This window comes from Acinetobacter sp. GG2 (assembly GCF_000292385.1).
Lineage (GTDB): Bacteria > Pseudomonadota > Gammaproteobacteria > Pseudomonadales > Moraxellaceae > Acinetobacter > Acinetobacter seifertii.
In genome coordinates, this window is sequence record NZ_ALOW01000017.1 from 1 (window position 1) to 26,188 (window position 26,188).

The 26,188-nt window shown below is 40.0% G+C and carries 24 protein-coding genes, 4 tRNA genes and 1 pseudogene; 25 read left to right on the plus strand and 4 right to left on the minus strand.

What is annotated here, in order from left to right; all coding sequences use genetic code 11:
• Both filE and B554_RS0101385 read left to right on the plus strand, forming a co-directional pair.
• The coding region (gene filE, locus B554_RS0101380) for a putative pilus assembly protein FilE (RefSeq protein ID WP_019456689.1) at positions 1 to 856 on the plus strand (856 nt) is incomplete at its 5' end.
• A gap of 29 nt (positions 857 to 885) precedes the next feature.
• Positions 886 to 2,811 (plus strand): hypothetical protein, encoded by a 1,926-nt coding sequence (locus tag B554_RS0101385; RefSeq protein WP_019456690.1) that lies wholly within the window; start codon positions 886 to 888, stop codon positions 2,809 to 2,811.
• 49 nt (positions 2,812 to 2,860) lie between these two features.
• Here the strand turns inward: B554_RS0101385 and B554_RS0101390 are convergent, their stop codons facing one another.
• A complete protein-coding gene (locus B554_RS0101390) occupies positions 2,861 to 3,409 on the minus strand; it encodes an NUDIX hydrolase (RefSeq protein ID WP_019456691.1) in 549 nt (182 codons plus the stop codon).
• 114 nt (positions 3,410 to 3,523) lie between these two features.
• On the opposite strand from B554_RS0101390, the gene B554_RS0101395 reads away from it, so the two are divergent.
• From B554_RS0101395 to fghA, 6 genes are all read left to right on the plus strand, one after another.
• Positions 3,524 to 4,150 (plus strand): CoA pyrophosphatase, encoded by a 627-nt coding sequence (locus B554_RS0101395; protein ID WP_081400259.1) that lies wholly within the window; start codon positions 3,524 to 3,526, stop codon positions 4,148 to 4,150.
• Positions 4,151 to 4,172: 22 nt separating this feature from the next.
• Positions 4,173 to 4,700, plus strand: coding sequence for a gamma carbonic anhydrase family protein (locus B554_RS0101400; protein ID WP_081400262.1), 528 nt, complete (start codon positions 4,173 to 4,175; stop codon positions 4,698 to 4,700).
• 132 nt (positions 4,701 to 4,832) lie between these two features.
• The gene (gene tsaB / locus B554_RS0101405; RefSeq protein ID WP_019456693.1) at positions 4,833 to 5,498 is read left to right on the plus strand and encodes a tRNA (adenosine(37)-N6)-threonylcarbamoyltransferase complex dimerization subunit type 1 TsaB; all 666 of its coding nucleotides are present in this window, start codon (positions 4,833 to 4,835) and stop codon (positions 5,496 to 5,498) included.
• An 11-nt stretch (positions 5,499 to 5,509) separates the two neighbouring features.
• Positions 5,510 to 6,301, plus strand: coding sequence for a class I SAM-dependent methyltransferase (locus B554_RS0101410; RefSeq protein WP_019456694.1), 792 nt, complete (start codon positions 5,510 to 5,512; stop codon positions 6,299 to 6,301).
• A gap of 136 nt (positions 6,302 to 6,437) precedes the next feature.
• The gene (locus B554_RS0101415; protein ID WP_004703777.1) at positions 6,438 to 7,889 is read left to right on the plus strand and encodes a C13 family peptidase; all 1,452 of its coding nucleotides are present in this window, start codon (positions 6,438 to 6,440) and stop codon (positions 7,887 to 7,889) included.
• Positions 7,858 to 8,703, plus strand: coding sequence for an S-formylglutathione hydrolase (fghA, locus tag B554_RS0101420; RefSeq protein WP_019456695.1), 846 nt, complete (start codon positions 7,858 to 7,860; stop codon positions 8,701 to 8,703). Before B554_RS0101415 ends, fghA begins: the two co-directional genes overlap by 32 nt.
• Here fghA and B554_RS0101425 read toward each other — a convergent pair whose 3' ends face one another.
• Positions 8,704 to 8,976: a DUF2218 domain-containing protein gene (locus B554_RS0101425; RefSeq protein ID WP_019456696.1), complete on the minus strand. Its 273-nt coding sequence runs from the start codon at positions 8,974 to 8,976 to the stop codon at positions 8,704 to 8,706.
• A gap of 184 nt (positions 8,977 to 9,160) precedes the next feature.
• On the opposite strand from B554_RS0101425, the gene rpe reads away from it, so the two are divergent.
• The 14 genes and pseudogenes from rpe to B554_RS0101495 all read left to right on the plus strand — a co-directional run bounded on the left by rpe (position 9,161) and on the right by B554_RS0101495 (position 19,316).
• On the plus strand, positions 9,161 to 9,847 hold the full coding sequence (gene rpe / locus B554_RS0101430; protein ID WP_019456697.1) for a ribulose-phosphate 3-epimerase: 687 nt from the start codon (positions 9,161 to 9,163) through the stop codon (positions 9,845 to 9,847).
• 436 nt (positions 9,848 to 10,283) lie between these two features.
• Entirely contained in the window at positions 10,284 to 11,105 is an 822-nt protein-coding gene (locus B554_RS0101435; protein WP_019456698.1) for a Cof-type HAD-IIB family hydrolase, read from the plus strand.
• A gap of 101 nt (positions 11,106 to 11,206) precedes the next feature.
• Positions 11,207 to 11,602, plus strand: a complete 396-nt coding sequence (locus tag B554_RS0101440) for a hypothetical protein (protein WP_019456699.1) — start codon at positions 11,207 to 11,209, stop codon at positions 11,600 to 11,602.
• Positions 11,603 to 11,642: 40 nt separating this feature from the next.
• The gene (locus B554_RS0101445) at positions 11,643 to 13,487 is read left to right on the plus strand and encodes a copper resistance system multicopper oxidase (protein WP_019456700.1); all 1,845 of its coding nucleotides are present in this window, start codon (positions 11,643 to 11,645) and stop codon (positions 13,485 to 13,487) included.
• Positions 13,474 to 14,229 (plus strand): copper resistance protein B, encoded by a 756-nt coding sequence (locus B554_RS0101450; protein ID WP_019456701.1) that lies wholly within the window; start codon positions 13,474 to 13,476, stop codon positions 14,227 to 14,229. The genes B554_RS0101445 and B554_RS0101450 overlap by 14 nt, the downstream gene beginning before the upstream one ends.
• Before the next feature lie 28 nt (positions 14,230 to 14,257).
• Positions 14,258 to 15,245, plus strand: a pseudogene (locus B554_RS0101455) (cation transporter).
• A 149-nt stretch (positions 15,246 to 15,394) separates the two neighbouring features.
• Positions 15,395 to 15,715, plus strand: a complete 321-nt coding sequence (locus B554_RS0101460) for a DMT family transporter (RefSeq protein ID WP_004703760.1) — start codon at positions 15,395 to 15,397, stop codon at positions 15,713 to 15,715.
• A gap of 11 nt (positions 15,716 to 15,726) precedes the next feature.
• A complete protein-coding gene (locus B554_RS0101465; protein WP_019456702.1) occupies positions 15,727 to 16,206 on the plus strand; it encodes a methylated-DNA--[protein]-cysteine S-methyltransferase in 480 nt (159 codons plus the stop codon).
• Positions 16,207 to 16,342: 136 nt separating this feature from the next.
• A complete protein-coding gene (argJ, locus tag B554_RS0101470) occupies positions 16,343 to 17,563 on the plus strand; it encodes a bifunctional glutamate N-acetyltransferase/amino-acid acetyltransferase ArgJ (RefSeq protein WP_019456703.1) in 1,221 nt (406 codons plus the stop codon).
• A 146-nt stretch (positions 17,564 to 17,709) separates the two neighbouring features.
• Positions 17,710 to 18,774, plus strand: coding sequence for a quinolinate synthase NadA (gene nadA / locus B554_RS0101475; RefSeq protein WP_019456704.1), 1,065 nt, complete (start codon positions 17,710 to 17,712; stop codon positions 18,772 to 18,774).
• Between the two features lie 142 nt (positions 18,775 to 18,916).
• Positions 18,917 to 18,993 (plus strand) — tRNA-Pro (locus B554_RS0101480).
• A gap of 56 nt (positions 18,994 to 19,049) precedes the next feature.
• Positions 19,050 to 19,126 (plus strand) — tRNA-Arg (locus B554_RS0101485).
• Between the two features lie 33 nt (positions 19,127 to 19,159).
• Positions 19,160 to 19,235: transfer RNA gene (locus B554_RS0101490), tRNA-His, on the plus strand.
• 4 nt (positions 19,236 to 19,239) lie between these two features.
• A tRNA-Pro gene (locus B554_RS0101495) sits at positions 19,240 to 19,316 on the plus strand.
• Between the two features lie 226 nt (positions 19,317 to 19,542).
• Here the strand turns inward: B554_RS0101495 and add are convergent.
• Complete coding sequence (gene add / locus B554_RS0101500; protein ID WP_019456705.1) at positions 19,543 to 20,538, minus strand: adenosine deaminase; 996 nt, start codon at positions 20,536 to 20,538, stop codon at positions 19,543 to 19,545.
• Positions 20,539 to 20,940: 402 nt separating this feature from the next.
• Between add and B554_RS0101505 the strand changes: the two genes are divergently transcribed.
• Positions 20,941 to 22,116: a zinc-binding dehydrogenase gene (locus B554_RS0101505; protein ID WP_019456706.1), complete on the plus strand. Its 1,176-nt coding sequence runs from the start codon at positions 20,941 to 20,943 to the stop codon at positions 22,114 to 22,116.
• A 104-nt stretch (positions 22,117 to 22,220) separates the two neighbouring features.
• On the opposite strand, the gene B554_RS0101510 is transcribed toward B554_RS0101505, so the two are convergent.
• Positions 22,221 to 23,168, minus strand: coding sequence for a LysR substrate-binding domain-containing protein (locus tag B554_RS0101510; protein WP_019456707.1), 948 nt, complete (start codon positions 23,166 to 23,168; stop codon positions 22,221 to 22,223).
• A 246-nt stretch (positions 23,169 to 23,414) separates the two neighbouring features.
• Between B554_RS0101510 and B554_RS0101515 the strand changes: the two genes are divergently transcribed.
• Together B554_RS0101515 and B554_RS0101520 are read left to right on the plus strand one after the other, a co-directional pair.
• Complete coding sequence (locus B554_RS0101515) at positions 23,415 to 24,635, plus strand: acyl-CoA dehydrogenase (protein WP_024432382.1); 1,221 nt, start codon at positions 23,415 to 23,417, stop codon at positions 24,633 to 24,635.
• A gap of 224 nt (positions 24,636 to 24,859) precedes the next feature.
• Complete coding sequence (locus B554_RS0101520) at positions 24,860 to 26,182, plus strand: MFS transporter (protein WP_019456709.1); 1,323 nt, start codon at positions 24,860 to 24,862, stop codon at positions 26,180 to 26,182.
• Positions 26,183 to 26,188: the final 6 nt, after the last annotated feature.

Sequence of the window (26,188 nt, forward strand, 5' to 3'; positions counted from 1 at the left end):
ACCGACTGCACCGACTGCACTAGAGCATCCTGTAACGGTTAGTGAAGTTAAGAAGAATGAAGTTAAAAAGCAAAGTAGTACTGTTAAAGAACAAAGTACTCCAGTTAAAACTCCTCCATCTGTACCAAATATTTCACAAGCTATTTCTACTCAAAACTCATCGAATGATCCATCTAAGTTTACGACTGTTGATGGCGTAGAGTATGTAAATAATGAGTATTTAGAAGATCAAGAATTTAATCTTGAAGGAAAAAAACGCTTTTATGTGATGCCCGATGGTTTAGGGCGAACTGAGTTTATTGAACGGAAAAAGGGGGTGAGTAAATCCACTTTAGAACAACTCTTCAATAAACAATCTCAAGATGATCAAGCAGCAATTATTTTAGCGCCAACTTATATACGACTATCTCAAAAAGACCTAGAAACGACTTTTGAACAAGATAAGTGTTTTGTTCAAGGCCACAAAAAGTCAATCAAAGTACTTGGTGATAAAAAAGACGTAAATTTATGGCCTCGAAAGCCATTAAAAGAAAAGTTTGAATATGAGTTGGTAAAATTAGATCCATCTGTACAACATTTACAGCTGATGTCTTTTGCAGCGAGTAATTCGACACCTCTATATTATTGGCCTTTAGCTATATTTTTAGATGAAAAAGGTTGCATTTTAGAGGGGGCAAGTGGTTTTAAGAGTAAGTCTTATCCTTCTACAATATTACAACATGCATCAATTCAGGGTACTTTAAAAGTACCACCTCATGCACGTTATATGATGTTAACTCCTTTATCTTCCTCTGTAGATGTAGAGGAACATGAATTATCTAATCAGGGACAGATTCAAATTTCGGTATTACGCTAAAAATTAAGTAAGAATGGGTAGAGTATCTAATGAATAAAAAATTATTATGGCCTTTTGCATTAACCACATTAGCAATCATGTTGAATGGGTGTGGTGGTGGTAGTTCAACAATTAATGAAGATCCTACAAGTGGGTCTGGTAGTTCAAATGCAAATGGAAGTTGTGATGTATCAAATAGTGACTGCTTACAATTTTCACTCGATTATCCGGTTGCTGGCCTTAATTTTACCTGTAGTAGTATTGCAAATCAGAGTTTTGTCACTAAAGCATCAGGCAATAGTGTTGTGGGTACATGTAAACTTGGTGATACAGCAAACTTCTTTTTACAAGGTACTCAAACAAAAACTAAAATTGACTTGGGTTCTGTCAGCTTAGATAACATTTCAAAAATTAAGGTAGTTGTTCCACCACGTTTGAAAATTATGGATATGGCAACAGCTTTAACGGGTGTTGCACCAGTTTCATTAAGTCAAGATGATCCAACCATCGGTGTAGCCATGGCTTTGGTTAAACTTTTTCAAAGTGTTGGTTTAGAACGTGGTGATAATGTAATTGGGGATATACAGCCAACTCAAGTTACAGAAGATAAGAAAAACACATTAAATGTTGTACTTCAAAATATTACTGCTACTGAATGGAAAAGTGGAGCATACGCCAGTATTTTGAAACCTTGGTTAGATGTTAGTCAGATTAATAATAATCAAGCTTTTGCTCTAGTAACGCAATTGGCTCATTTAAGTTTAGTTGGTTTATATCAGTCGGATTACTTGACCTTAGCTCAACCAAACTTAATTTCAGAAAATTTTTATGGATGTAATTTAGCTAATTTAGCCGATTGTCCAAAAAATGCTGCTAATACGCAGCATGTTATAGGTAATTTATTCTTACTTTCAGATCGTCAAGGCTATACATTTGGTTATGGCTTACAGTGGAAAGGTACGAGCACGACTACAAATAATTCAACAGTGACGGCTGTAATGGAAGTATTAACTAAATCTAAGCCAGCTCAACTTACAGCAAATGCTCAAACAACATGGCTTGATCCATTACAAGCTGAGATTAAGTCAACACAACCATTCCATTTAAAAGCTTCAGCTAATAGCAGTGAAGATTTACTGATTTATCAAGGTAAATTATTAAATGATTCATTTATTGCCGGTCGTGAAAGTTTGTATTTAGGCGCAATAAATAGTAAAACACCAAATCCTCAGCACTATGCGCTTTGGCGTCAAAGTATTGGGAATCAAAACTATAATGGTTCTCTAGATATCTATAAAGTGACTCCAGCAAGTTATCTTGCAAAAGATATCTTTAGAACTTCTAAAAATGTGAGCGCTGGGCAAACTTATATTTTCCCGTTATATGGTACTTTAAATATTAAATTTGATACCGCTGGAATTTCACCAATCGATTTAGGGATTGTGATTGATGAAAATGGTGATATTCGTACTGATATTAAACCTAATGCAACAGCAACGGATATGTCTGGTCAGTGCGGTGTGGTTTCAGATAATACTTTAATTGATAACAATGGCGTTCAACAGTACCGCATAGGAACAACAGGTGGTACTGAGTCTGCTTCAAATGATAAATCAATTACAGTAAAAATGATTTTTGCTGAACCGAAGCTAGGCAATCTCAATGGTATTTTGGCGGGGTTAAACTCGAACGTTGTTCAAGGTACTACTGCAACTGGTAGTCAAACCTTAATTGTAAGTGGGGCAAAAATTAACGTTGCTAACTTATTACAAGGGCAGGTAAATGGCATTAACCTTACAACTTATGATAACAAGACAGTCTCATGGTTAAACCCATATGCCTTCTATCAACGAGTCTATAATAATATTAAGGATGTGAGCCCTGCTCCTACAGAAGATGATAAAGCTTTAGCTCAGAGAATGAGTGGGACGATAACGATTCGGACGGCTGATTGTTATCAAATTAAGACAAAATAAGAGCCCAAAAAAAAAGACCGCAAATGCGGTCTTTTTATTATCGAATTTATTAGCCTGTATGGTCTAAACGAGTGCCTAGCGTTTCTAGGTGCGTTGGAAAAACTTGTTTTTTACGATCTTCAAAATAATGTTTGAGTGTGTGTTCGACACTCGGGAAAGCTAGCTCTCCCCATGGAATTTCATGCTCTTCAAACAGGCGACTTTCTATACTTTCTTCACCTGCACCAAAAACTCCATCTTTTAACTGCGCTTTAAAAAGTACATAAATTTGCCCAATACGAGGAATATTGTACATACAATAGAGTTGTTCTATTTCAATCTCCGCTTCTGCTTCTTCACGTGTTTCACGTGCCGCACCTTGTTCCATAGTTTCGAACAGTTCCATATAGCCAGCAGGCAATGTCCATAAACCATAACGAGGTTCGATAGCTCGACGACAGAGTAGTACTTTGTCTTCCCATAACGCTAAGGCACCGCAGATTACTTTGGGGTTTTCATAGTGAATATTGCCACAATGAGTACAAACACGGCGTACTTTATGATCACCTAAAGGAATTTTTTGTTCGGTTTTATGCCCACACGCTACACAGAAACTCATAATTATCATCGAGTATAGAGATGACTCAGCATAACTGAATTTTTAGACTTACGCATCAACTCTATTCCCTAAGTTTTATTTTCAGATATGATGAAAAGAGAGACAGAATAATAGGTGAAAGGTATGGAAGAGCACTTGCTAACACAAAAGTTACAGCAAAGATTGCGCTTTTCCACCCGCATACAAGAAGCACAAGCTGCAGTACTAATTGCGATTACAAATGAAAATAATCCTAAGGTACTGCTTACACGTCGTTCAATACATATGAACAACCATGCGGGGGAGGTTTCTTTTCCGGGTGGAAAGCGTGACCCCAGTGATACCAGTAATATTGTTGTAGCGCTAAGAGAAGCTCAAGAAGAAACGGCCTTAAACCCGTTTGATGTACAGTTGTTAGGTGATTTGCCAATGCAGCGCGCAAGAAGTGGTTTGTCTGTAAAGCCAATTGTTGGGCTTATTCCACCAGAGGTTCACTTAATACCTCAGCCTACTGAAATTGATCGAATTTTCTTTGTGCCATTACAGCAACTTATAGAGACGCGTCCGACACCCTATGAAGTTCGATATGCCCATCAGTCTTTGTATTTTCCAAGCTTACAGATTGATAATGAAATTATCTGGGGCTTAACTGCGCGTATGTTGGTAGCTCTATTTAAATATGGTTTAGGCTATCAAAAGGAATGGCCATTTTTACTCAACTCACCAACGTTTGGAATGCCAAAATTTTCTCATAAAAAATAAAGATCAGGATTGATAAATTATGATGTATAGCTATCAAGGACAGCACCCAAAAGCATTACATGAACCATGGGATGGCTGGGTTGCTCCAACAGCAACGCTCATTGGACAAGTGGAATTAGGTCGTCAGGTCAGTATTTGGTTTGGTGCGGTAGTACGTGCTGATAACTGTGTTGTTCGGATTGGTAATTTTTCTAATATTCAAGAAAACTCGGTATTACATACCGATGCAGGTCTTGAGTTGAACATTGGTGAATATGTCACAGTCGGTCATAAAGTCATGCTGCATGGTTGTACGATTGGTGATAATAGCCTGATTGGTATGAACGCTGTCATTTTAAATCGAGCTATAATTGGTAAAAACTGTATTATTGGTGCGAATGCTTTAATTCCTGAAGGGAAGGTGATTCCAGATAATTCAGTGGTGATGGGTTCGCCTGGTAAAATTGTCAAAACTCTAGATGAAGAAGGCGCTGCAAAAATACGCTTGAGTGCCCTACATTATGCTGAACACTTTAAAAGTTATACAGATTTAAAAGAATTTCACTTTTAAATTTTCAGTAAGATATTTTCAATGCCAAGCACTCGCTTGGCGTTTTTATTTAGATAGGAACAACTCGCCTATCAGGGCCGAGTGGGTTATCATTACTTCCGTTTTTAATCTGATTGAATACTAAGGTTGTGCATGAAACTGCTGGCGTTGGAAACTGCAAATGAGCAATGTTCCATTTCATTAATTGATGAAACCCAAGAACTATTTTTCCAACTCGATACGCGAGCGAAAGCACAAACCCAGACCATTTTGCCAATGATTGAGCAGGGCTTACAGCAAACTGGACTAGAAATTGCTGGTTTAGATGCAATTGCCTTTAGCCGTGGGCCAGGTTCTTTTAGCGGTGTTCGAATTAATGCTGCCGTTACTCAGGCTTTAGCTTGGTCACAAGATTTACCTGTGGTTCCAGTTTCTACCTTGCAAGCTCTCGCGCAAGCGGCTTATCGCCTTGAAGGCTTAGAGCAGGTGACTGCGGTACTCGATGCCCGTATGAATGAAGTTTACATTGCAAGTTTTGTTCTAAACGAACAAGGCATCATGCAGTGTATTGATGAAGAAAAATTAATGAGCTATGAACAAGCCGCTGCTTATGCAAAGCATTGCTTAATCGGTTCAGGTGCTAAGCTTCTTCAAGCCGATGCAGAGCATCAAACTATCACTGCTACTGCACAAGACATTGCTTCGATTGCACGTGTCTATGCTGCTCAAAAACAGTGGGTTGATGCAGAACATGCCTTGCCGGTTTACTTACGTGATGATGCTTGGAAAAAAATAGCGGATCAGGGTAAAGCAAAGTAAAGGCAGTACTCATGCATATATATTTTGAAGTAGATTTTCAGGAGCAAGCACAGCACTACCAAGCTGTGCTTTGTTCTAGAGGCGTGACTACCGACTTACAGCCCATTGAAAAGCTCAATGCTCGTTTTTTACGTTTAAACCCTGACTTAGCACTTTGTGTAGATGAAAACGGACTTTGGTTATCTGCAAATGGCATGAAAATGCAGCCTGACTGGAAAGCGGAAATTCCGCGTTTAAAACGTGCCAGTCTTAAATCAGAAATGATTGCTCGAGCTTGTCAGCTCGGCGAAAAACCAATACTTGTAGACGCAACAGCAGGTTTAGGTCACGATAGCTTACTCATGGCGTATTTAGGTGCTCAAATACAGCTTGTTGAACGTCATCCGATTTTATTTACTTTACTTGAAGATTCAAAAGCTCAAGCACAGCGTGATCCATTTTTAAATCAGTTTATAGATCGTATTCAACTGGTGTTTGCTGACTCTGCAAGCTATTTACAGCAATTAGATCAAGAAGCAAAAACGGTTGATGTGGTTTATTTAGACCCGATGTTTCCACAGCGTGACCAGAACCAACAAGCGATTAAAAAACAAGCCCAAGTCAAAAAGCAGATGCAGCTTTTGCATTTACTTTTACCAGAAGATGGTGAAATGGATTTAGGTGATAATTTGCTTGAGTTAGCCAAGAAAGTTGCCAAGCGTGTGATTGTGAAACGCCCACGACATGCGATTTTTTTAGCAAATCAAGAGCCAGCCCATCAGTGGCAGGGAGATGCTTGTCGTTTTGATGCTTACTTTCAGTAAGCTTATGTAAGGTTAAGTTTTATTGCTTGAATAATGCACAAATATATGTGATATAGTTCAAAAGCATGATTGCTAAAATTCTTAGCAGGCATACACTTATGGTGCCTGACAAAAACGAAATTTTTGAAACCTTTTTATGATTGATCTCAAACCTTCCATTAACTTTTGGCATGATTTTAAAAGTAACCAGCTTGCCGGAATGTGGTTATTTTTGGGGTCAAGACGTTCCTTACAGATCGTACATCCCTCTATTCTTCAGCTTATTGTTTGGGGAATATTAGGTGGATGTACCAACTCGCTTTATAGCTGGCTTGTTGCTGGTCAAACGGGTGATTTCAACTCGCAAGGTTTAATTGGGTACGCACTTTGGCCTTTTATCGCGCTTATTGTTGGTATTTTTCTATCACAGCGTATTAATCAGCCGCGTTTGATGTTAGTTCCAGCTTTGCTCTGGCTGGTTCTAGATACCAATATTTTATTAATTCAATGTTTAATTCAATATTTGGGTTCTAACGGTTATCTAAACTTTATTCCCGATGCCATTTATAACGGTATTCTACCAAGTCTATTTGTGGCACTTTTTGTGTGGCAAAGTTTAGCTGTCATTTGGGTTTTCTCACGTGAGTTGAAATGGCCTTGGTGGGAGCGGGCATTGGTCATGGTTGCGACTATTGCGACCATGGTGGTCTGGCAACTTTCAGTAAAAGATCAGCCTATTTGGAAAGTAGAAGACTCTCCACCTACGTTTGCCGAAGATGCTTTTTATGCACAAAGTAAGTTACTTCATGATGCCTTAGAACAAGTCCAATATGGTGAGATAGCCAAAAGTCATTGGTATTTCTTGGGTGTTGCGGGCGATAGTTACCAAGACGTTTTTAAATCGGAAGTGGTTCGTATTAAAGAACAATTCGATACGCGTTTTGGTACAGTTGGGCGTTCTATGATGCTGGTCAATAACCCAGATACCCGAACCGAAATCCCGATTGCATCTAAAACCAGTATAGAGTTGGCTCTACGCCGTATGGGCCAACAAATGAACCGCGATAGTGATGTACTATTTTTATATATGACATCGCATGGTGAGCAAAACCATTTTGAAATTGAAAATGCTCCTCTAGATTTGGGGCAGGTCGATCCGAAATGGTTACGTGAAACACTCGATAAAGCTGGTATTCGTTGGCGCGTGATTGTCATTTCTGCTTGTTATTCAGGAAGTTTCATTCCCGCTTTGCAGTCACCAGATACTTTAATTATTACGGCATCTGCGGCAGACAAAACTTCTTTTGGTTGTAATAACGAAGCTGACTACACCTATTTTGGACGAGCTTTTTTTGACTTGGCGATGAGAGAGCAGTCTTCTATGAAAGATTCGTTTAATGCTGCCAAGCAAACTGTGACCAAATGGGAAGTGGCTCAAGGTGTAGACCCTTCAGAACCGCAATGGGTGATTGGTAAGAATATGGAACTTATGCTACCTCAGTTGGAAAAATATCTTTTCCCACAGCAAAGTACAGGTAGTGTAAATATTGCTCAAACACAAACAGAGGCTAAAAACGATGCAACTCCTGCAAAAAAACCGTTGCTTTGAGGGTGAGCAGCGCATTTACCAGTTTGATTCTCAATTATTAAAAGGCTCTACTAAGTTTGGTGTTTATTTACCACCAGCAGCTTTGGAAGGGAAAGCCTGTTCAACTTTGTTTTATCTCGCTGGGTTAACGTGTACTGAGGAAACCTTTGCCATTAAAGCACATGCGCAGCATATGGCAGCCCATCTTGGTCTGATATTGATTACGCCTGATACTTCACCTCGTGGCGAACAGGTTGCAGTAGGTGACAATTGGGATATAGGACAAGGTGCGGGCTTTTATATTAATGCAACGCAAGCACCTTGGTCTGAGCATTATCAGATGGAAAGTTATTTAATTGATGAGTTATATCCACTCATTTTAAAAAGTTTTCCAGTAAATGCTCAACAAGTTGGTATCTTTGGGCATTCTATGGGCGGCCACGGCGCATTAACTTTGGCTTTTAAATATCCTGACAAGTTTAAGTCGGTATCTGCATTTGCACCGATTTGCGCGCCAAGTGAATGTGCATGGGGCGAAAAAGCATTTAGTCATTATTTAGGCGCAGATCGTGAGAGCTGGTTGGACCATGATGCCACAGCTTTAGTCTCAAAAAATGGTGCAGTTTTTAGCGAAATTTTGGTTGATCAGGGATTAGATGATCAATTTTATGAACAACTTCACCCTGAAAAATTTAAGCAAGCATGTTTAAAAGTAGGACAGCCTTTAACTTTAAGACAACATGCTGGCTATGATCATGGCTATTACTTTATCCAGACCTTTATGGATGAGCACTTACAGTTCCATGCGATCCAATTAGAAAAGGTCGCTGGCTAATTAGTGTTGCCATTCCACCTCAAATTCTTGTTGAGCCATACGGTTTAGATGATCAAGGACAACTTTTTCCAAGTGGTCATGGTCATCTAACTGACTATCAATAGCAACATTTAACAGCTCTGTTTGAGGTGCAAGTGTAATGGTTGCTGTAGGCATTAAGATTTTAAAGTCTTGCTCAGTTTCTTGTACTTCAAACTTATGTTTCCAATGGTTAACGAGACGTTTTGCAATGCGTTTTCCATCATTTGTTAATAGATGAGTCGTACTTTTCATTATCAATCCTCACATTGGTTTAATGTACCTTAACAAATTCGTATGGCACTTGGCATTCTATAATAGCAACGTTACGTTGCAAGCTTGAAATGTTGTGATTTAGGCAAGGAAGAGCGGGTCAAGGAGGTTCTTTTTTGTTATAATTTTCAGCCTCTCCTTAAATTTCTAGCCAGGTCATCCACCTATGTCCAAGCCTTATTTGATTGCTCCTTCTATTTTATCTGCCGATTTTGCTCGTTTAGGCGAAGATGTAGACAAAGTGTTAGCTGCAGGTGCAGATGTAGTGCATTTTGACGTGATGGATAATCACTACGTTCCAAACTTAACTTTTGGTGCTGGTGTATGTAAGGCTCTAAAAAACTATGGTGTTAAAGCTCCAATTGATGTGCATTTAATGGTGTCTCCAGTTGACCGTATTATTGGTGATTTCCTAGAAGCTGGTGCAGATATCATTACGTTTCACCCAGAAGCATCTCACCACATTGATCGTTCATTACAACTGATTAAGTCTGGTGGTGCTAAAGCAGGTTTAGTCTTTAACCCAGCAACGCCGTTACACCATTTAGATTATGTGCTTGATAAAGTAGATCAAATTTTAATAATGAGTGTAAACCCTGGCTTTGGTGGACAAAAGTTCATTCCAATGACTTTAGAAAAATTACGTGCAGCGCGCAAAATTATCGATGCAAGTGGCCGTGATATCCGTTTAGAAGTAGATGGTGGTGTGGGCCCAGCAAATATTCGTGAAATTGCAGAAGCGGGTGCAGATATGTTTGTTGCTGGTTCAGCAATTTTTGGTCAACCAGATTATAAAGTCGTGATTGATCAAATGCGTGCAGAGCTTGCTAAAGTAGGGACGAAAGAGGTTTAACAGCTTTTTTGTGCTTGGATAAGGTGAGATGTGTTTTTCGCCACTTACAGCATAGCTGTTCGTCTTGCACTCGGGCAGCGATACTTAATCGCTGCTACCCCTCGCTCATGTGGATAACTTTGTTTATAACTGTATGGATAACTGTGTTGATAACCGTATGGATAAGATGTTGGTAAAATAAACAAAATTAGATCAACCGTTTATTCTCTAGACAAAAGCTATGAAAAAAGAACGTTTTGGCGTTCTTTTTTTACGCATATTGAATATTTTATTACCTGATTTTTTATTGAGCTTTACTAAAAAATAACCTGTGCAAAAAACGAGATAGAGCTGTGTAAAGCTTTTAAAACATAATAGATAGAAAACTGTAAAAGTGTCATGAAAAGTAAAGCTAAATTTGCTTTAATAAGTTTTTAGTAAGAGATCTTGATAATTAATGTCGGTAAAAATTTTAGCGGTAGATATGGATGGGACTTTTCTTAATTCTAAGAAGCAGTACAACAAAGCACGTTTTTTAAAACAGTATGAACAACTAAAACAAAATAATATTCATTTTGTGGTGGCCAGCGGTAACCAACTTGCAAAGCTTGTGACCTATTTTCCAGAAATTAATCATGAAATTGCTTTCATTGCAGAAAATGGGGCACATGTTGTCGATGCAGGGCAAGAAATTGCTTTTGCCCATTTAAGCAAAGAACAGTTTGGTAAGATTCTAAAAGCGATTGACTCTGTGTATACCTCGACTATGGTGATCTGTGGAAAACAGAGCGCTTATGTACATAGGAGTATGAATGCAGAGGACTACGCTAAAGTCGCTCGATATTTTGAGAAGCTGACAGTTATCGATGACTTTTATGCGTTAGATGATCTGGTGTGTAAAATTACTTTTACTGCTCAGGAAAACGAAAGTTTTGCCATTTTTGAACATTTTCAGAAACAAAGTTTTGTAGCAGATAAAGTCTTAGTGCCTGTTTCAAGTGGCTTTGGTTTTATTGATTTGATCCTTCCGAACCAACATAAAGCGCATGGTTTGAAGCTATTATTGCAAAAATGGCAGATTGAGCCTCATCAGGTGGTCGCGATTGGCGATAACAATAATGATATTCAGATGATTAAAGCAGTTGGTTATGGGTTTGCGGTTGAAAATGCTGTTGAAGCTTTAAAAGCAGTAGCACCTTATACAACGGTAAGTAATGAACGAGAAGGTGTATTAGAAGTGATTGATTTAGTTCTTCAGCATCAAGCTCCGTTTGCTTAATGACCATAAAAACAATCAATTAAGATGTAAAATTGTATCTGTTTTAAAACTTGGTTATGCTTATATCCCATAGATAAATGGATTGCTCAAGGCAATTAATGATGATGCTGCAACACTTACGCAAGTATGCTTGGTTTGTGTTCCTAATGACTTTGGTCATTGGGTGGAGTGGCGTGTCTGTTGCTCAGATGCCTATGCAGCATGATCTTCATACAATGCCATGCCATAGTAAACAAATGATACATCACACTATGCATAGTCAAGCTAATGATCAGGCGATATGTCATCAATCTATGGTTCAAGTTTCTCATCAACATGGTGAACACTGCCAAGACTGTAACCCAGTCCATTGTCAGCTGGTGAATCTGGCTTTACAGCAAGCTGTACCAGATATTGAGCCATCATTTATTCCTATTCCGTCTCAATTTAGTAGTATTTATCAGGCTCAGCATTTAGCCGGATACTGGCAAGAAATTTTACGTCCTCCAAAAGCTTAATCCTTTCTTACTTATTTTTTTAGTTCAAAGGATTACAGCAATGTCTCATAAAACAATTAGCAGCCTCGTCGCTGTATTTGGTCTATTGGTTTCACCATGGACCCTCGCGGCAATTAAGGAATATCACCTTAATATTAATGAACAACAGGTCAATCTTACTGGTCAGCCGCTCAAGCGAATTACCGTAAATGGCAAGTTTACAGCACCACTCCTTGAGTTTGAGGAAGGAGATGAGGCTGTTATTCATGTTCATAACCAATTAAAAAATCAAGATACGTCTTTACACTGGCATGGCTTATTACTACCCGGGTTAATGGATGGTGTACCGGGTTTCAATGGTTTTAAAGGAATCGCGCCAAACGGAGATTTTGTTTACCGTTTTAAGGTGAAACAAAATGGCACATATTGGTATCACGCTCATAGTAAAGGCCAAGAGCAAGATGGTTTATATGGCCCGCTCGTGATTTATCCAAAAGGAAAAATACCCGTAGCGGCGCATGAAAAAACTGACCGTGATTATGTGGTGATGCTTTCAGATTTTCATAACTCTTCTAGCGATAGCATTATGAAGAATTTGAAGAAATCTGCTGAGTATTATCAAAACCGCCGTGAAACCGTATCTGATGTTTTGAAGCAAGTTAAAACACAAGGCTTAAAGGCAACTTGGCAAGATCATTCCATGTGGAATCAGATGCGGATGTTAAAAACCGATATGTCTGATGTGACGGGTTATACCTTCTTAGTTAACGGCAAGACACCAGAGCAAAACTGGACAGCTAATTTTAAAGCTGGCGATAAGGTTCGATTAAGATTTATTAATGCTTCAGCAATGTCATTTTTTGATGTCAGAATTCCAAATTTAAAAATGACTGTCGTGAGTGCAGACGGACAGTCAGTTAAACCTGTTGCAATTGACGAGTTTCGTATTGGCACAGCTGAAACCTACGATGTCATTGTAGAACCTAAACAGCCAAATTATCAGATTGAAGCAGAGTCTATTGACCGTAGTGGTTTTGCCATTGGGACTTTGCACAATGAAAATACGCAGGCTGTAGAGTCAATTCAAATGCCGCCGCCGCGTCCGCGTGCTTTGTTAACCATGGACGACATGGGCATGAGTCATGGTGAAGGAAGTGATGAACATGCTGGCCATCAAATGAATATGCAACATGACATGTCATCTAGCCAACATGATCATCCTATGATGCAAATGAAGCATGACATGTCAGCGATGCCTGAAATGAAGCATGATATGCAGGCAATGTCAGCTAGCGAGCATGATCACGCCATGATGAATATGAAGCATGAGATGCCGACTCAATCTGAGAATAAGTCCAAAAAAGATGAGCCAGTTTATGGTTGGGCAAATGCTTCAACACCAGCAGGTATGAAAGCGCTGCAATATAGTGATTTGCAATCTTTAACACCTCAGCCAGACACACGTGCGCCAGAACGAGAGCTTGTTATTCGTTTAGGCGGTAACATGGAGCGTTATATCTGGACCATTAATGGCAAGAAATTTAACGAAGCTGAGCCGTTACAAGTTAAATATGGCGAGCGTATTCGCTTGAAGTTCGTGAATGAAAGCATGATGGCCCATCCAATGCATTTACATGGCATGTTTATGCAATTAGAAAATGGTCAACAAGCTGAAAACTTACCAAATAAACATACCGTTATTGTTCCACCTGGAAAGACAGTTACTGCGTTACTGACAGCCGATGCCTTAGGAGAGTGGGCGATTCATTGCCATCTGCTTTATCACATGAGTGCTGGAATGATGAATAAGTTGATTGTGGCTCAAGTGAATGATGGAGCAGTAGATGCATCTCAAGCACCTGTTCAATCTGAAAATGAAAAAGGAGCTAGTCATGCGCATCACTAAGTTATTTTCTCAAATGATATGTTGCGGTGTTTTCTCTGGTGTATCGGTTCTTGCTTTGGCACAAGAACCCTTAACGCATGATCATTTACGTGAACATGGTGGACAGGTTTATCAAGCAACAAAAATTGATACGGGCTGGACTCAAAATGAAGAAGGAGAAGGACGTTTTTCTTCTGAATTGGAAAGCTGGGTGGGGACTGATGAGAACAAATTATTCATCAAAGCCCATGTTGAAAAAGCCGAGTCAGAAGATGCCAATTATGGCGGTTCAGTACTTTATAGCCGCAATGTTGCCGACTATTGGGATGTACAGGCTGGGGTAAACTACGAACGTTTACAGCGGGAAGATGAAAAGCAAGATCGCTGGGCTGGTGTAGTGGGTTTACATGGCATGGCGCCTTACTTTTTTGAAACCGATGCTTATCTGTATGCAGGTGAAGATCAGTTATGGAAGTTAAGTTTAGAAACGGAAAGGGACTTACTCTTTACCCAAAAGTTGATTGGTAAGCCCTATTTAAAAGCAAACGTTGTTTTGCAAGATGAATCTCGCTATGCCAGTAAAACGGGGCTATCGAGTTTGCAGGCAGGTTTTCAAACCCGTTATGAAATCAATAAAAAGGTCATGCCATTTGTTGATGTTGGTTACGGCTATGAAAAAGGCTTAAAACAAACTGCTTGGCAAACTGGAACAGACTCTGAACATGGTTGGTATTATGGTGCAGGGTTAACACTTAAGTTTTAATTGCCGAACAAAAATTAAGCTTAATGACATGCCATTGGTTTATACTGATGGCATTGTTTTTTTGTGTCAGTTATGGTGCAAAGATGGCTTTAGAAAAACAAGAGAATCAAATAAATGTAAATAAAAGCTGTGGGTGCTCAAGCGTAGCAACTCAGGACTATTCTATGCCGAGTGAACCTATGGTGAATAAAATCCAATGGGTGAGTTATTACCATATTCCTCACATGGATTGCGCAGCAGAAGAGCAAATGGTGCGAATGGCTTTAGTACCTTATGCTGAACATATTCAAGAACTTGAATTTGATTTACCTACTCGTCATTTAGCGGTATATCACAGTACAGCAGCTGAAAAAATTACCCAAAGCCTGCAACGCCTAGGTTTAGGGGCAGAGTTACAGCAAACCCAGCCTCACTATGAACCCGTTGAAAAGCCTAAAAAGGTACGTGCTAGCTCTTCAAACCATGCAGCACAAAAACAGGTTTTACAATGGTTGTTACTCATTAATGCTGTGATGTTTTTCATCGAATTTATGGCGGGCATCATTGCGTCATCAACAGGGTTAATTGCTGACTCACTCGATATGTTTGCCGATGCGGCAATTTATGGCATTGCTTTATTTGTGGTAGGTAAAAACCTCAATGCTCAATTAAAAGCCGCACATATTTCCGGATGGTTTCAATTTGGCTTAGCCATGATTGTGTTAGTTGATGTACTACGTCGTTTTATTTACGGCAGTGAACCTGTTTCAATTCTCATGATTTTAATTGGTGGTTTAGCGCTTGCGGCCAATGTTAGCTGCCTTTATTTAATGAGGGACCATAAGGAGAGCGGGGCACACATGAAAGCGAGTTATATATTCTCTGCCAATGATGTCATCGTAAATTTAGGTGTCATAATTGCGGGAATATTAGTTGCAATCACAGGCTCTCGTTATCCTGATCTCATAATTGGGCTAATTATTGTTTTGTTTGTTTTAAATGGTGCACGGAAAATCTTACAACTCAAAAATGAATAAGATTTATAGATTAAAGGTGAACTTGAGTTCGGGTTTGCCCACATTTTTTATTTTAAAGTAAACTGAGTCTTCACATAAGGAGGAACGACCTCCCCCATAATGGGTAATCATGTCAGGACGACCTGACACTATAAAAATTAGTGAATGTTATGGCTTGGGCTATTTTAATTTTAGCAGGTGTATTTGAAATCATTTGGGCATATTCTATGAAAATGTCTGAAGGTTTTACACGTTTAACCCCTAGTATTATTACCGTAGTTTTTATGATTTTGAGTGTAGTTCTGCTTTCAATATCAATGAAAACTCTACCCCTTGGTACTGCTTATACGGTTTGGACAGGCATAGGTGCAATTGGATCATTTTTAGTGGGTATATTTTTTCTTCATGAACCTATTGGTGCGATGAGAATGATTGCCGCTGTACTGATTGTATCGGGACTGGTTCTAATGAAAATTTCGTCTCCATCTTAAAAGGATAAAGTATGTTGCTGTCTTATAAGTATATCAATTCGCCTGTTGGGCAATTAAAGCTAGTTGCGAATGAAAATGCTTTGGTGGCAGTACTTTGGGACAATGAAAATCCAAAACGTGTTCGACTAGCAGAGCTGGTCGAACAAACTGAGCATCCAGTCTTATTAAAAACTGAGCAACAGTTAAAAGAATACTTTGAAGGTAAGCGCCGTGAGTTTACCTTGCCATTAGATTTTGAAGGTACAGCATTTCAAAAGCAGGTGTGGGCGACATTACTCAGTATTCCCTATGGTGAAACAAGAAGTTATAAAGAGATTGCTGTTCAAATTGGCAATGAAAAAGCCGTGCGTGCAGTAGGAGCTGCCAACGGTAAAAACCCGATTTCAATTATTGCACCTTGTCACCGAGTCATTGGGGCAGGCGGCGCCTTGGTCGGTTTTGCTGGTGGTCTTGATAAGAAAGATATTTTATTAAAATTAGAGCAACAATAAGCTATTTTTAGCGCTCGATTTTTTCAGGCTTTTCTAATAAGCTGTCAATACTGATATTTCATATAAAGCGGGTTTTATGACCTCGCTATTTTCTGAAATATTGATCTTTTCATAACAAACTCTGGATGTTCTAAAAATGGCTGTCGGCGACGTAACAATGCCACAAATGCATGTGGTAAAAGGTGTAAAAATTGGCTCAACAGAAGCATATGTACGTTACCAAAACCGACGAGATTTAGTCATTTTTGAGTTTGCAGAAGGTTCAAATGTTGCTGGGGTATTTACCCAAAATGCATTCTGTGCTGCACCTGTTCATGTATCGAAAGCTCATCTTGATCAAGGCAATCCTCGTTATTTAGTAATTAATACAGGTAATGCCAATGCGGGTACTGGACCTACAGGCTTAAAAAATGCCCAAGACACTTGCGCGAAGTTAGCTGAGCTTGCTGGTGTGAACAGTTTTGAAGTACTTCCGTTTTCTACAGGTGTGATTGGTGAGCAGCTTCCAATGGAGCGTTTACTTGCTGGTCTTCAGCCTGCATTAAATAGCGTACAAGAGGCTGCTTGGAATGATGCTGCAACTGGCATTATGACGACAGACACTGTGCCTAAAGGTGCATCTGAACAATTTGAACTTGATGGCATTACTTATACCATGACAGGTATTAGTAAAGGTGCAGGCATGATTCGTCCAAACATGGCAACCATGTTGAGCTTTGTTGCTACAGATGCGCCTATTAGCCGCGATTTAGTACAAAAGCTGTTAAAGACCACAGTCGATCATTCATTTAACCGTATTACCATTGATGGCGATACTTCAACAAATGACTCATGTATTTTTGTAGCAACTGGTCAAGCTGGTGGCACTGAAATTACATTAGACAGCGATGCACGCTATGCGAAGGTATTAGAAGTGCTTGCTCGTGTCATGAACCGTTTGGCGCAGTTAATTATACGTGATGGTGAAGGCGCGACTAAGTTTATTACTGTTGCTGTAGAGGGTGGCGGTAACATTCAGGAGTGTTGTGACATTGCGTATAGCATTGCGCATTCTCCACTCGTTAAAACCGCACTTTTTGCGTCTGACCCGAACTGGGGACGTATTTTAGCGGCAATTGGCTATGCTGGAGTGAAAGACTTAGATGTGTCTAAAATTCAGGTATGGTTAGATGACGTGCAAATCTGTAAAGATGGTGGCGCAGCCGAGGACTATACCGAAGAAGCGGGCGCGCGCGTTATGGCACAAACCGAAATTACCATTCGTGTTGATTTAGGTCGCGGACAAGCCAAAGACACAGTCTATACATGCGATTTATCTTACGACTATGTCAAGATTAATGCAGATTACCGTTCGTAAATATTCAGTTATAATCAAGCCTCGACAAAGAGGCTTTTTTATTAGCCCCAACTTTTGATATTAAATGATTCAATCTATTAAATCATTTAAGCAGTAACGTTATATGCGAGCAGGTATGCCAGCATAAAGGATAGAGAAGACGTTTTATGAGTGATGCGACTTTAATTGCCAACGATGCAAAAAACATTGTACAAGCGCATTTAGACCGTTTAGGTGAGCCAAAAGACAATCGCTTAAGTGAAGAAGCAAAACAACAAAAGTTTGCACAGATCGAAGCAGAGCTCAAAAAACGTGATGCTGTCCTTGTTGCTCATTACTATTGCGACCCTGAAGTACAAGAGCTTGCTGAAAAAACAGGTGGATGTGTTTCTGATTCTTTAGAAATGGCCCGTTTTGGACGCGATCATGCTGCCTCAACATTAGTCGTTGCTGGGGTTAAATTTATGGGAGAGACAGCTAAAATTCTGTCTCCTGAAAAAACAATTTTAATGCCGACACTTGAAGCAACTTGTTCACTCGACTTGGGCTGTCCAGTTGATGAGTTCACAGCATTTTGTGATCAACACCCTGACCATACTGTAGTTGTTTATGCAAACACATCGGCTGCTGTTAAAGCACGTGCAGATTGGGTCGTAACTTCAAGCTGTGCTGTTGAAATTGTTGAGCACCTAGACAGCTTGGGCGAAAAAATTATTTGGGCACCAGATCAGCACTTAGGCCGTTATATTCAAAAGAAAACCGGCGCTGATATGTTGCTTTGGGATGGTGCATGTATTGTGCACGAAGAATTCCGTGCACGTGGTATTGCCAGCATGAAAGCACTGTATCCAGACGCTGCTGTATTGGTACATCCAGAGTCACCAGAGTCGGTTGTAGAAATTGCCGATGCGGTAGGTAGTACGTCTCAACTGATTAAAGCTGCGCAGACTTTGCCAAATGAAAGACTCATTGTGGCAACTGACCGCGGTATTTTCTATAAAATGCAGCAAGCGGTACCCAATAAGATTTTAGTTGAAGCACCAACAGCGGGTGAGGGGGCAACTTGCCGTTCATGTGCTCACTGTCCGTGGATGGCAATGAATGAACTCGATGGGATTTTAGAAGTTTTACAAAAAGGTAATCAGGAAATACACGTTGATCCAGCGCTAGCTGAACGTGCCAAAATGCCTTTAGATCGAATGTTAGCCTTTAGTGCATCGTTAAAACGTTAAAAAACCTCAAAATGCTTGTTAAATATACATTTGATAAGGATTTTTAACTTTTTTTTAGAATAGGTGTTGACGTCTGAGGGCGTCGCGCCTAGAATGCACACCGTACCGCACGATGTGCGATACAGCAAAAGCTGAGATAGATCGGAGCATAGCACAGCCTGGTAGTGCACCTGGTTTGGGACCAGGGGGTCGTAGGTTCGAATCCTACTGCTCCGACCACTTAAAATAATATTTTAAGATCGGCGAAGTATCGCATGATAAGCATCATCGGTTAAGCGCCTGTAGCTCAGTTGGATAGAGCATCCGCCTTCTAAGCGGATGGTCACAGGTTCGAATCCTGTCAGGCGCGCCATTTGGTAGCTTGGTACATAGAACTTATTTGATGGTGGATGTAGCTCAGTTGGTAGAGCCCTGGATTGTGATTCCAGTTGTCGCGGGTTCGAATCCCGTCATTCACCCCAATTTCGGAGCATAGCACAGCCTGGTAGTGCACCTGGTTTGGGACCAGGGGGTCGTAGGTTCGAATCCTACTGCTCCGACCATATTTAAAAAGCGTTCAAGCTTTAAAAATATCCCAAATATTAAAAAGAATTTCTTCTAGTTTTACAGATAGAAGGAATTTTTTGTTTTTATATATTTAAATTTTAATTTATACACACTCCAATATTTGAACTTATTTATATAAGCTCTGTTCTCTGTTCTCTGTTCTCTGTTCTCTGTTCTCTGTTCTCTGTTCTCTGTTCTCTGTTCTCTGTTCTCTGTTCTCTGTTATTGATAGTTCTGTCTTAACTCATTTTTTTCTTGATCTGATAAAAATGCGATTTTAAGACCATTTTCTTGAGCTGTATAAATTTGCTCAGGGCTTAAACCTGCCAGTGGGGCAGCAGTTAAATATTCATGCTGTATCTCAATGCCTTCAACCGCTGGATCATCTGTATTAATGGTGGCAAGCACACCATGTTCTAAAAATGTCTTTAATGGATGTTCTGCTAGTGAAGGTACTGTATTGGTTTGAATATTTGAGGTGAGACAAGATTCAATACCAATCTGGTGTTTTGCTAAATAATCTAAAAGTTTTAAATCTTGAACCGCTTTAACACCATGCCCAATTCGTTCAGCACCTAATTCTTCAATGGCTTGCCAAATACTTTCTGGGCCGGCAGCTTCGCCTGCATGTACTGTAATGTGCCAACCTGCATCACGTGCTTTTTTAAAGTGTTCAATAAATAAATTACCCGGAAAACCAAGCTCATCTCCAGCCAGATCCAGTGCTTTAATATCATTTTTATGGGCAAGCAGGGCATTTAATTCTTTTTCGCAGGCTTCCTGACCAAAAGTACGACTCATAATGCCAATTAAATTCGCTTTTACCCCGTAAGCTTGACTGCCTTCTTTTATACCAGCAATCACAGCTTCAACTACACCTTCGAGCGGGAGTTGATGGGTCATTCCCATATAACCCGGTGAAAAACGCAGCTCTACATAATCTAGGCCTTGTTGTGCTGCATCTTGCATGTTTTCAAAAGCAATACGTTTGCAGGCATCTAGGCTCGCTAATACTTTTACTCCCCAATCGAGCTTAGATAAAAAACTTAATAAGTCAGGTTGGTTATCCATCACTTGTACATGTGGTCGTAAAGATTCAATGTCGTAGGCAGGCAAATCTAAATGGTATTTTTGCCCCAATTCTAAAATGGTTTGAATACGGATGTTGCCATCAAGGTGGCGGTGTATATCTGTAAGCGGAAGCGTTTTTGTAATCATAGATTTCTTCTTATCTGTTCGTCTTAATTCATCATGCCTGTTTAGAGCTGCTGATAAAAGTTTGGATTTGCTATGTTTTTGTGAAAAGCGTTGAGTTGAGTTTTTTGAACTTACTATATTTGTATAAGTTTTAATTTTGATGACATTGTTCTGGCCTAAGAAGATAACGCAGTCTGTGTAAGATACAAGCACCAAGATTTTTATTGTTTTTAATTTCGCTGAGCCTGTTTTTTGTTGACTCTTCAAGAGTAGATTGGCTGAAGAATGGTCATTGGTATTTTGGCTTTTAGTTGTAAAGATGAATAAAGGCTTGCTAAAGACCAAACTGATAAAGCGATTAATTTATCTGTAGAAATCTATTTCTGGCAAGTAAATGAAAAAGAAGAAATAGGAAGCGCTCAAATGAAGTCGGTACTTTGTCATCAAGCAAAATTACAAGTGGTGGACCAACCGAACTTAACACCTGCAAAAGGGCAGGTTTTATTAGAAGTGGTGCGATGTGGGATCTGTGGTTCAGATTTACATATGCAGCACCACTGCGACCACATGCATGATTTGGCTGCACGTGTAGGGTTTAATGGTTTAGCCAAGTCTACAGACCCATTTGTACTAGGACATGAGTTCTGCGGCAAGGTTTTAGACTACGGCCCAAAAACACGCCATAAATTTAAAGCGGATACACTCGTTTGTGCAATGCCGCTTTTAAATGTAGATCAGCATGGTTATTTGTCTACAGGGCTTTCTCCAAATGCTTCGGGTGGTTATGCCGAGCAAGTATTGGCTCAATCGAGCTTGATGTTTGAAGTACCCAATGGTCTAGATGCAGATAGTGCTGCCATGACTGAACCTATGGCTGTTGCATTACATGCTGTTCGCCGTAGCCGTGTAAAAACTGGTGAACCTGCGATTGTGATTGGCTGTGGTCCCGTTGGGCTAGGTGTCATATTAATGCTTAAAGCGGCTGGGGTAAAAACCGTAGTAGCCAGCGACTTTTCACCAAACCGTCGTAAGCTTGCCGAGCAATGCGGTGCCGATATTGTGGTAGATCCTAAAGAGACATCGCCATTTGCCAACTGGAAAGAGTTTGGTTTGCTTGGCAATGTTTCGGATGCAATTAACATGGGCATGGGGCTGTTTGATAAGTTGCAAGCGACACGCTTACCATGGTGGCATGGATGGCGCATGATTGATAAATTAGGTGCTTTGCCAAAACGCCCTGTTATTTTTGAGTGTGTCGGTGTACCGGGTGTTTTACAGCAAATTATTGAAGGTGCACCTTTGTTTTCCCGAATTGTTGGGGTGGGCGTGTGCATGCAAAGTGACAAAATAGAACCAGCACTTGCGATTAATAAAGAGTTAGAAATTCAGTTTGTTTTGGGATACACGCCGCTTGAGTTCCGAGATGCGCTACACATGATTGCAGAAGGTAAAGTGAACTGTTCACCGCTCATTACGGGTGTTGTTGGCCTAGAAGGTGTTATCAGTGCATTTGAAGCATTACGTGACCCTGAACAGCACGCCAAAATCTTGATTGACCCGAAACGTAGCGGTTCAGATATTCAATTGATGAGTCATTAATTCAAAGTTATTTATGCATAAATAAAAGGTTGTGATCTCACTAATCACAATCTTTTTTTTATTTTTATAGATCGCAATATGTGGCACAAATCAAAGCTGCTGAGCTAATGCGTATTGATCTTTAGTTGCTTTAACTCTTGATGAATCCACTCAACAAATTTTTGAATGGTTGGGGTTATGTCCTGGCTCGAATGGATGAGATAGTACTTTCGGCTACCTTTAAGTTTTTTATTGGAAACAATCACCAGTTCTTTTTTTTGTAGTTCAGATTCAATCAACATTTGTGGAATTAGAGCCATTCCCATGTCATGACTAGCGGCAACGGCAAGCATCGAAAATAACTCATGGCGTTGTCCATCAAAAGGTTTAGGGTGCTGCATCTGATGGGTTAGAAACCATTCTTGCCAAATGCTAGGCCGAGTGGTTTGTTGCAGTAGAGGAATTTTCAGTAGATCTTCTGGGCTTAGATCATAGGTATTTTCATTGATCCTCACTGCATCTGGAAAATACTTTTCGATTAGCCTTGGTGAGCACACAGGTACAATTTCTTCATCCATTAAATAATGCGCTTGTATGCCGGGCCAGTGGTCAATTTGCTGCTGCGTACCTGCAAAAATCGCAGCATCAAAAATGTTGTCATTAAATAAAAAAGGTTTAGTACTGGTTTCTAAATGAACGGTAATTTCAGGGTGTTTTTGATTTAAAAGATGAAGCTTGGGTAATAGCCAGCGTGTTGCAAAGGTAGGAACCACACCTAACTTTAATGTTCCACCTAAACCCTTATGAGAAATCACATCGGCCGTACATTTCTCTAAACCCAATAAATAGGGCTTAATACTTTTAAAATACTGTTGACCTGCAATGGTCAGCTCAACGCCATGCCGAGTACGTATAAAAAGTTCAACACCCAAGAAATCTTCTAATTGCTGAATTTGGCGCGAGACTGCACTTTGGGTAATGCATAACTCTTGCGCAGCATAGGTATAACTTAGATGTTTTGCTGCACTTTCAAAGCAAATCAGGCCCTGAATGGACGGGATGCTTCTTCGCATAAATAAAATCCTTTTATTTGTGGTCATATTTCAAAACAGCATATGATCTAAATGCAGATATCCGAGTTTAGTATAAAAATAAGCCATTTTTAATGAAATACAACCAATTAAATATCTAAATTTAATATGTCTTATTTTAAATATGCGTAAGTCGCATATCTGCATGAACATTTATCGTTTGATTACTGCATTTTTCACGCATAACATCGAGTCAAATAAAGAAGTTCAAATTAAGCAGAGGATGCGATGAATCACATGGTGACAACAAAAAAAGCAAAAGTTCAATTTAACTGGCAAGACCCATTTTTAATTGAGCAGCAGCTTAGCCCAGATGAGTGCATGATTCGTGATGCGGCTCATGCCTATTGCCAAGAACGTTTGCAACCCCGTGTACTTGAACAATTCCGTCATGAAACAACAGATCCATCTATTTTTCGTGAAATGGGAGAGCTTGGCTTACTGGGTCCAACTATTCCTGAGCAATACGGCGGCGCGGGTTTGAACTATGTGAGTTATGGCTTGGTTGCGCGTGAAATTGAATATGTTGACTCAGGCTACCGCTCTATGGCGAGCGTGCAAAGCTCATTGGTCATGGTTCCGATTCATGAATTTGGTACCGAAGAACAAAAGCAGAAGTACTTACCTAAACTTGCTACTGGTGAATACATTGGCTGTTTTGGTTTGACTGAACCTGACCATGGTTCAGACCCAGGTAGTATGATTACACGTGCTAAAAAAGTTGACGGTGGTTACCGTTTAAGTGGCGCAAAAATGTGGATTACCAATAGCCCAATTGCCGATGTATTTGTGGTCTGGGCAAAAGAAGTTTCTGCTGAAGGCAATGTTGGTGATATTCGTGGTTTCATTTTAGAAAAGGGCTGGGAAGGTTTATCTGCGCCTGCCATTCATGGCAAGGTCGGTTTACGTGCATCGATTACAGGTGAAATTGTAATGGATAACGTTTTTGTGCCTGAAGAAAATGCGTTCCCTGAAATTCGAGGTTTAAAAGGTCCATTTACCTGTTTGAACAGTGCGCGTTATGGTATTGCATGGGGGGCAATGGGGGCTGCCGAGTTCTGTTGGCATACCGCACATCAATACACCATGGACCGCAAACAATTTGGTCGCCCGTTGGCTGCAAATCAGCTGATCCAAAAGAAACTGGCAGATATGCAAACTGAAATTGCTTTGGGTTTACAGGCAGCTTTACGTTTTGGCCGCATGAAAGATGAAGGCATTGCATCAGTTGAGGGTACATCTCTCATTAAGCGTAACAACTGTGGAAAGGCGCTTGATATTGCCCGCATGGCACGTGACATGATGGGTGGAAACGGCATTAGTGACGAGTTTGGTGTGGCACGCCATTTGGTCAATCTTGAAGTCGTGAATACCTATGAAGGCACACATGACGTTCATGCCTTAATTTTAGGTCGTGCACAAACAGGCATTGCCGCATTTAGTAACTAACTCACTCATTTTAAAAATAGAGGTGTTCTTTTGGGAGCACCTGTAGGGATTTTTACGCAAAAATTTATGGAAAATGACAAGATTCATCGTAAGGATACTCATGTAAAGATACGCCTCTGTGTACTTAAAACCAAATGTAAGATGATGAAAATATAGAAGATTAAGTCATACAGAAAACATAAGTAAGCTATCGATGACTCATTTGGGAAAATGAGGAACTAAAGATGAACAATGACGTTCAAGTAATATCGAAAGAATTAAGAAATACATTTCCAAGCAACCTTGGAACATACGAAAGGATTGGACCTCATACATGGAAATGGGCGTTGTTATTTGCCTATTTTGCGATGGTAGTCGATGGCATAGATATTATGCTGTTGTCTTATAGCTTGACCAGTTTAAAGGCAGAGTTTGGTTTAAGTACCTTTCAAGCAGGTGCCTTAGGTAGTGCTTCTTTGGCGGGTATGGGTATTGGCGGTATTTTGGGTGGCTGGGCATGTGACAAGTTTGGTCGTGTACGGACCATTGCCAACTCAGTAACCTTCTTTTCAGTAGCGACCTGTTTATTGGGCTTTACGCAAAGCTTTGAGCAATTTATGGCTTTACGTTTTATTGGTGCTTTAGGAATTGGAGCGCTTTATATGGCATGTAATACCTTAATGGCTGAATATGTGCCGACCAGTTATCGTACAACGGTATTGGGTACATTACAGACGGGGCAGACGGTAGGTTATATTGCTGCGACGCTATTAGCTGGCGCAATTATTCCAGATCATGGCTGGCGCGTTTTATTCTTCCTGACCGTGGTGCCTGCTTTTGTAAATATTTTCCTACAACGATTTGTGCCAGAACCAAAATCTTGGCAGCTCACTAAAATTGAAAGCTTGCAAGGCAACAGACAACCTAAAGAAAGAGTGGTGGCTGAAAAGCCGAAAAGTGGCAGCATTTATAAGCAAATTTTTAATAACTTTAAGCACCGTAAAATGTTTCTGTTGTGGATGACCACAGCATTCTTCTTACAATTTGGTTATTACGGCATTAACAACTGGATGCCAAGTTATTTAGAAACAGAAGTGCATATGAACTTTAAAAACTTAACCAGTTATATGGTGGGTTCATATACAGCAATGATTCTAGGAAAAATTTTAGCGGGTTATCTTGCAGACAAATTTAACCGCCGTGCTGTTTTTGTGTTTGGCACAATTGCCAGTGCAGTGTTCTTGCCAATCATTATTTTCTTCAATACCCCTGACAATATTTTGTATTTATTAATCACCTTTGGCTTCTTATATGGCATTCCATACGGTGTGAATGCGACTTATATGGCTGAAAGTTTTTCAACTGATGTACGCGGAACAGCTATTGGCGGGGCTTATAACATTGGTCGTGTTGGGGCTGCGATTGCACCAGCCACCATTGGTTTCTTGGCATCGGGCGGTACGTTTACCATGGCCTTTATTGTGATGGGGGCTGCGTATTTTGTTGCGGGTGTATTGCCGGGATTATTTATTAAAGATCGTCAGTATGATCCGCAAAAACAATCATAAACAATG

Bases quoted from the DNA above. Each gene is read 5' to 3' on its own strand.
- B554_RS0101410 (WP_019456694.1), top strand. From the start codon at position 5,510: ATGCATATATATTTTGAAGTAGATTTTCAGGAGCAAGCACAGCACTAC.
- B554_RS0101440 (WP_019456699.1), top strand. From the start codon at position 11,207: ATGATGCTGCAACACTTACGCAAGTATGCTTGGTTTGTGTTCCTAATG.
- fghA (WP_019456695.1), top strand. From the start codon at position 7,858: ATGCAACTCCTGCAAAAAAACCGTTGCTTTGAGGGTGAGCAGCGCATT.
- B554_RS0101515 (WP_024432382.1), top strand. From the start codon at position 23,415: ATGAATCACATGGTGACAACAAAAAAAGCAAAAGTTCAATTTAACTGG.
- nadA (WP_019456704.1), top strand. From the start codon at position 17,710: ATGAGTGATGCGACTTTAATTGCCAACGATGCAAAAAACATTGTACAA.
- B554_RS0101415 (WP_004703777.1), top strand. From the start codon at position 6,438: ATGATTGATCTCAAACCTTCCATTAACTTTTGGCATGATTTTAAAAGT.
- B554_RS0101510 (WP_019456707.1), bottom strand. From the start codon at position 23,168: ATGCGAAGAAGCATCCCGTCCATTCAGGGCCTGATTTGCTTTGAAAGT.
- B554_RS0101385 (WP_019456690.1), top strand. From the start codon at position 886: ATGAATAAAAAATTATTATGGCCTTTTGCATTAACCACATTAGCAATC.
- B554_RS0101460 (WP_004703760.1), top strand. From the start codon at position 15,395: ATGGCTTGGGCTATTTTAATTTTAGCAGGTGTATTTGAAATCATTTGG.
- B554_RS0101435 (WP_019456698.1), top strand. From the start codon at position 10,284: ATGTCGGTAAAAATTTTAGCGGTAGATATGGATGGGACTTTTCTTAAT.
- B554_RS0101465 (WP_019456702.1), top strand. From the start codon at position 15,727: ATGTTGCTGTCTTATAAGTATATCAATTCGCCTGTTGGGCAATTAAAG.
- tsaB (WP_019456693.1), top strand. From the start codon at position 4,833: ATGAAACTGCTGGCGTTGGAAACTGCAAATGAGCAATGTTCCATTTCA.
- B554_RS0101520 (WP_019456709.1), top strand. From the start codon at position 24,860: ATGAACAATGACGTTCAAGTAATATCGAAAGAATTAAGAAATACATTT.
- B554_RS0101450 (WP_019456701.1), top strand. From the start codon at position 13,474: ATGCGCATCACTAAGTTATTTTCTCAAATGATATGTTGCGGTGTTTTC.
- add (WP_019456705.1), bottom strand. From the start codon at position 20,538: ATGATTACAAAAACGCTTCCGCTTACAGATATACACCGCCACCTTGAT.
- B554_RS0101505 (WP_019456706.1), top strand. From the start codon at position 20,941: ATGAAGTCGGTACTTTGTCATCAAGCAAAATTACAAGTGGTGGACCAA.
- argJ (WP_019456703.1), top strand. From the start codon at position 16,343: ATGGCTGTCGGCGACGTAACAATGCCACAAATGCATGTGGTAAAAGGT.
- B554_RS0101400 (WP_081400262.1), top strand. From the start codon at position 4,173: ATGTATAGCTATCAAGGACAGCACCCAAAAGCATTACATGAACCATGG.
- B554_RS0101445 (WP_019456700.1), top strand. From the start codon at position 11,643: ATGTCTCATAAAACAATTAGCAGCCTCGTCGCTGTATTTGGTCTATTG.
- rpe (WP_019456697.1), top strand. From the start codon at position 9,161: ATGTCCAAGCCTTATTTGATTGCTCCTTCTATTTTATCTGCCGATTTT.
- B554_RS0101425 (WP_019456696.1), bottom strand. From the start codon at position 8,976: ATGAAAAGTACGACTCATCTATTAACAAATGATGGAAAACGCATTGCA.
- B554_RS0101390 (WP_019456691.1), bottom strand. From the start codon at position 3,409: ATGAGTTTCTGTGTAGCGTGTGGGCATAAAACCGAACAAAAAATTCCT.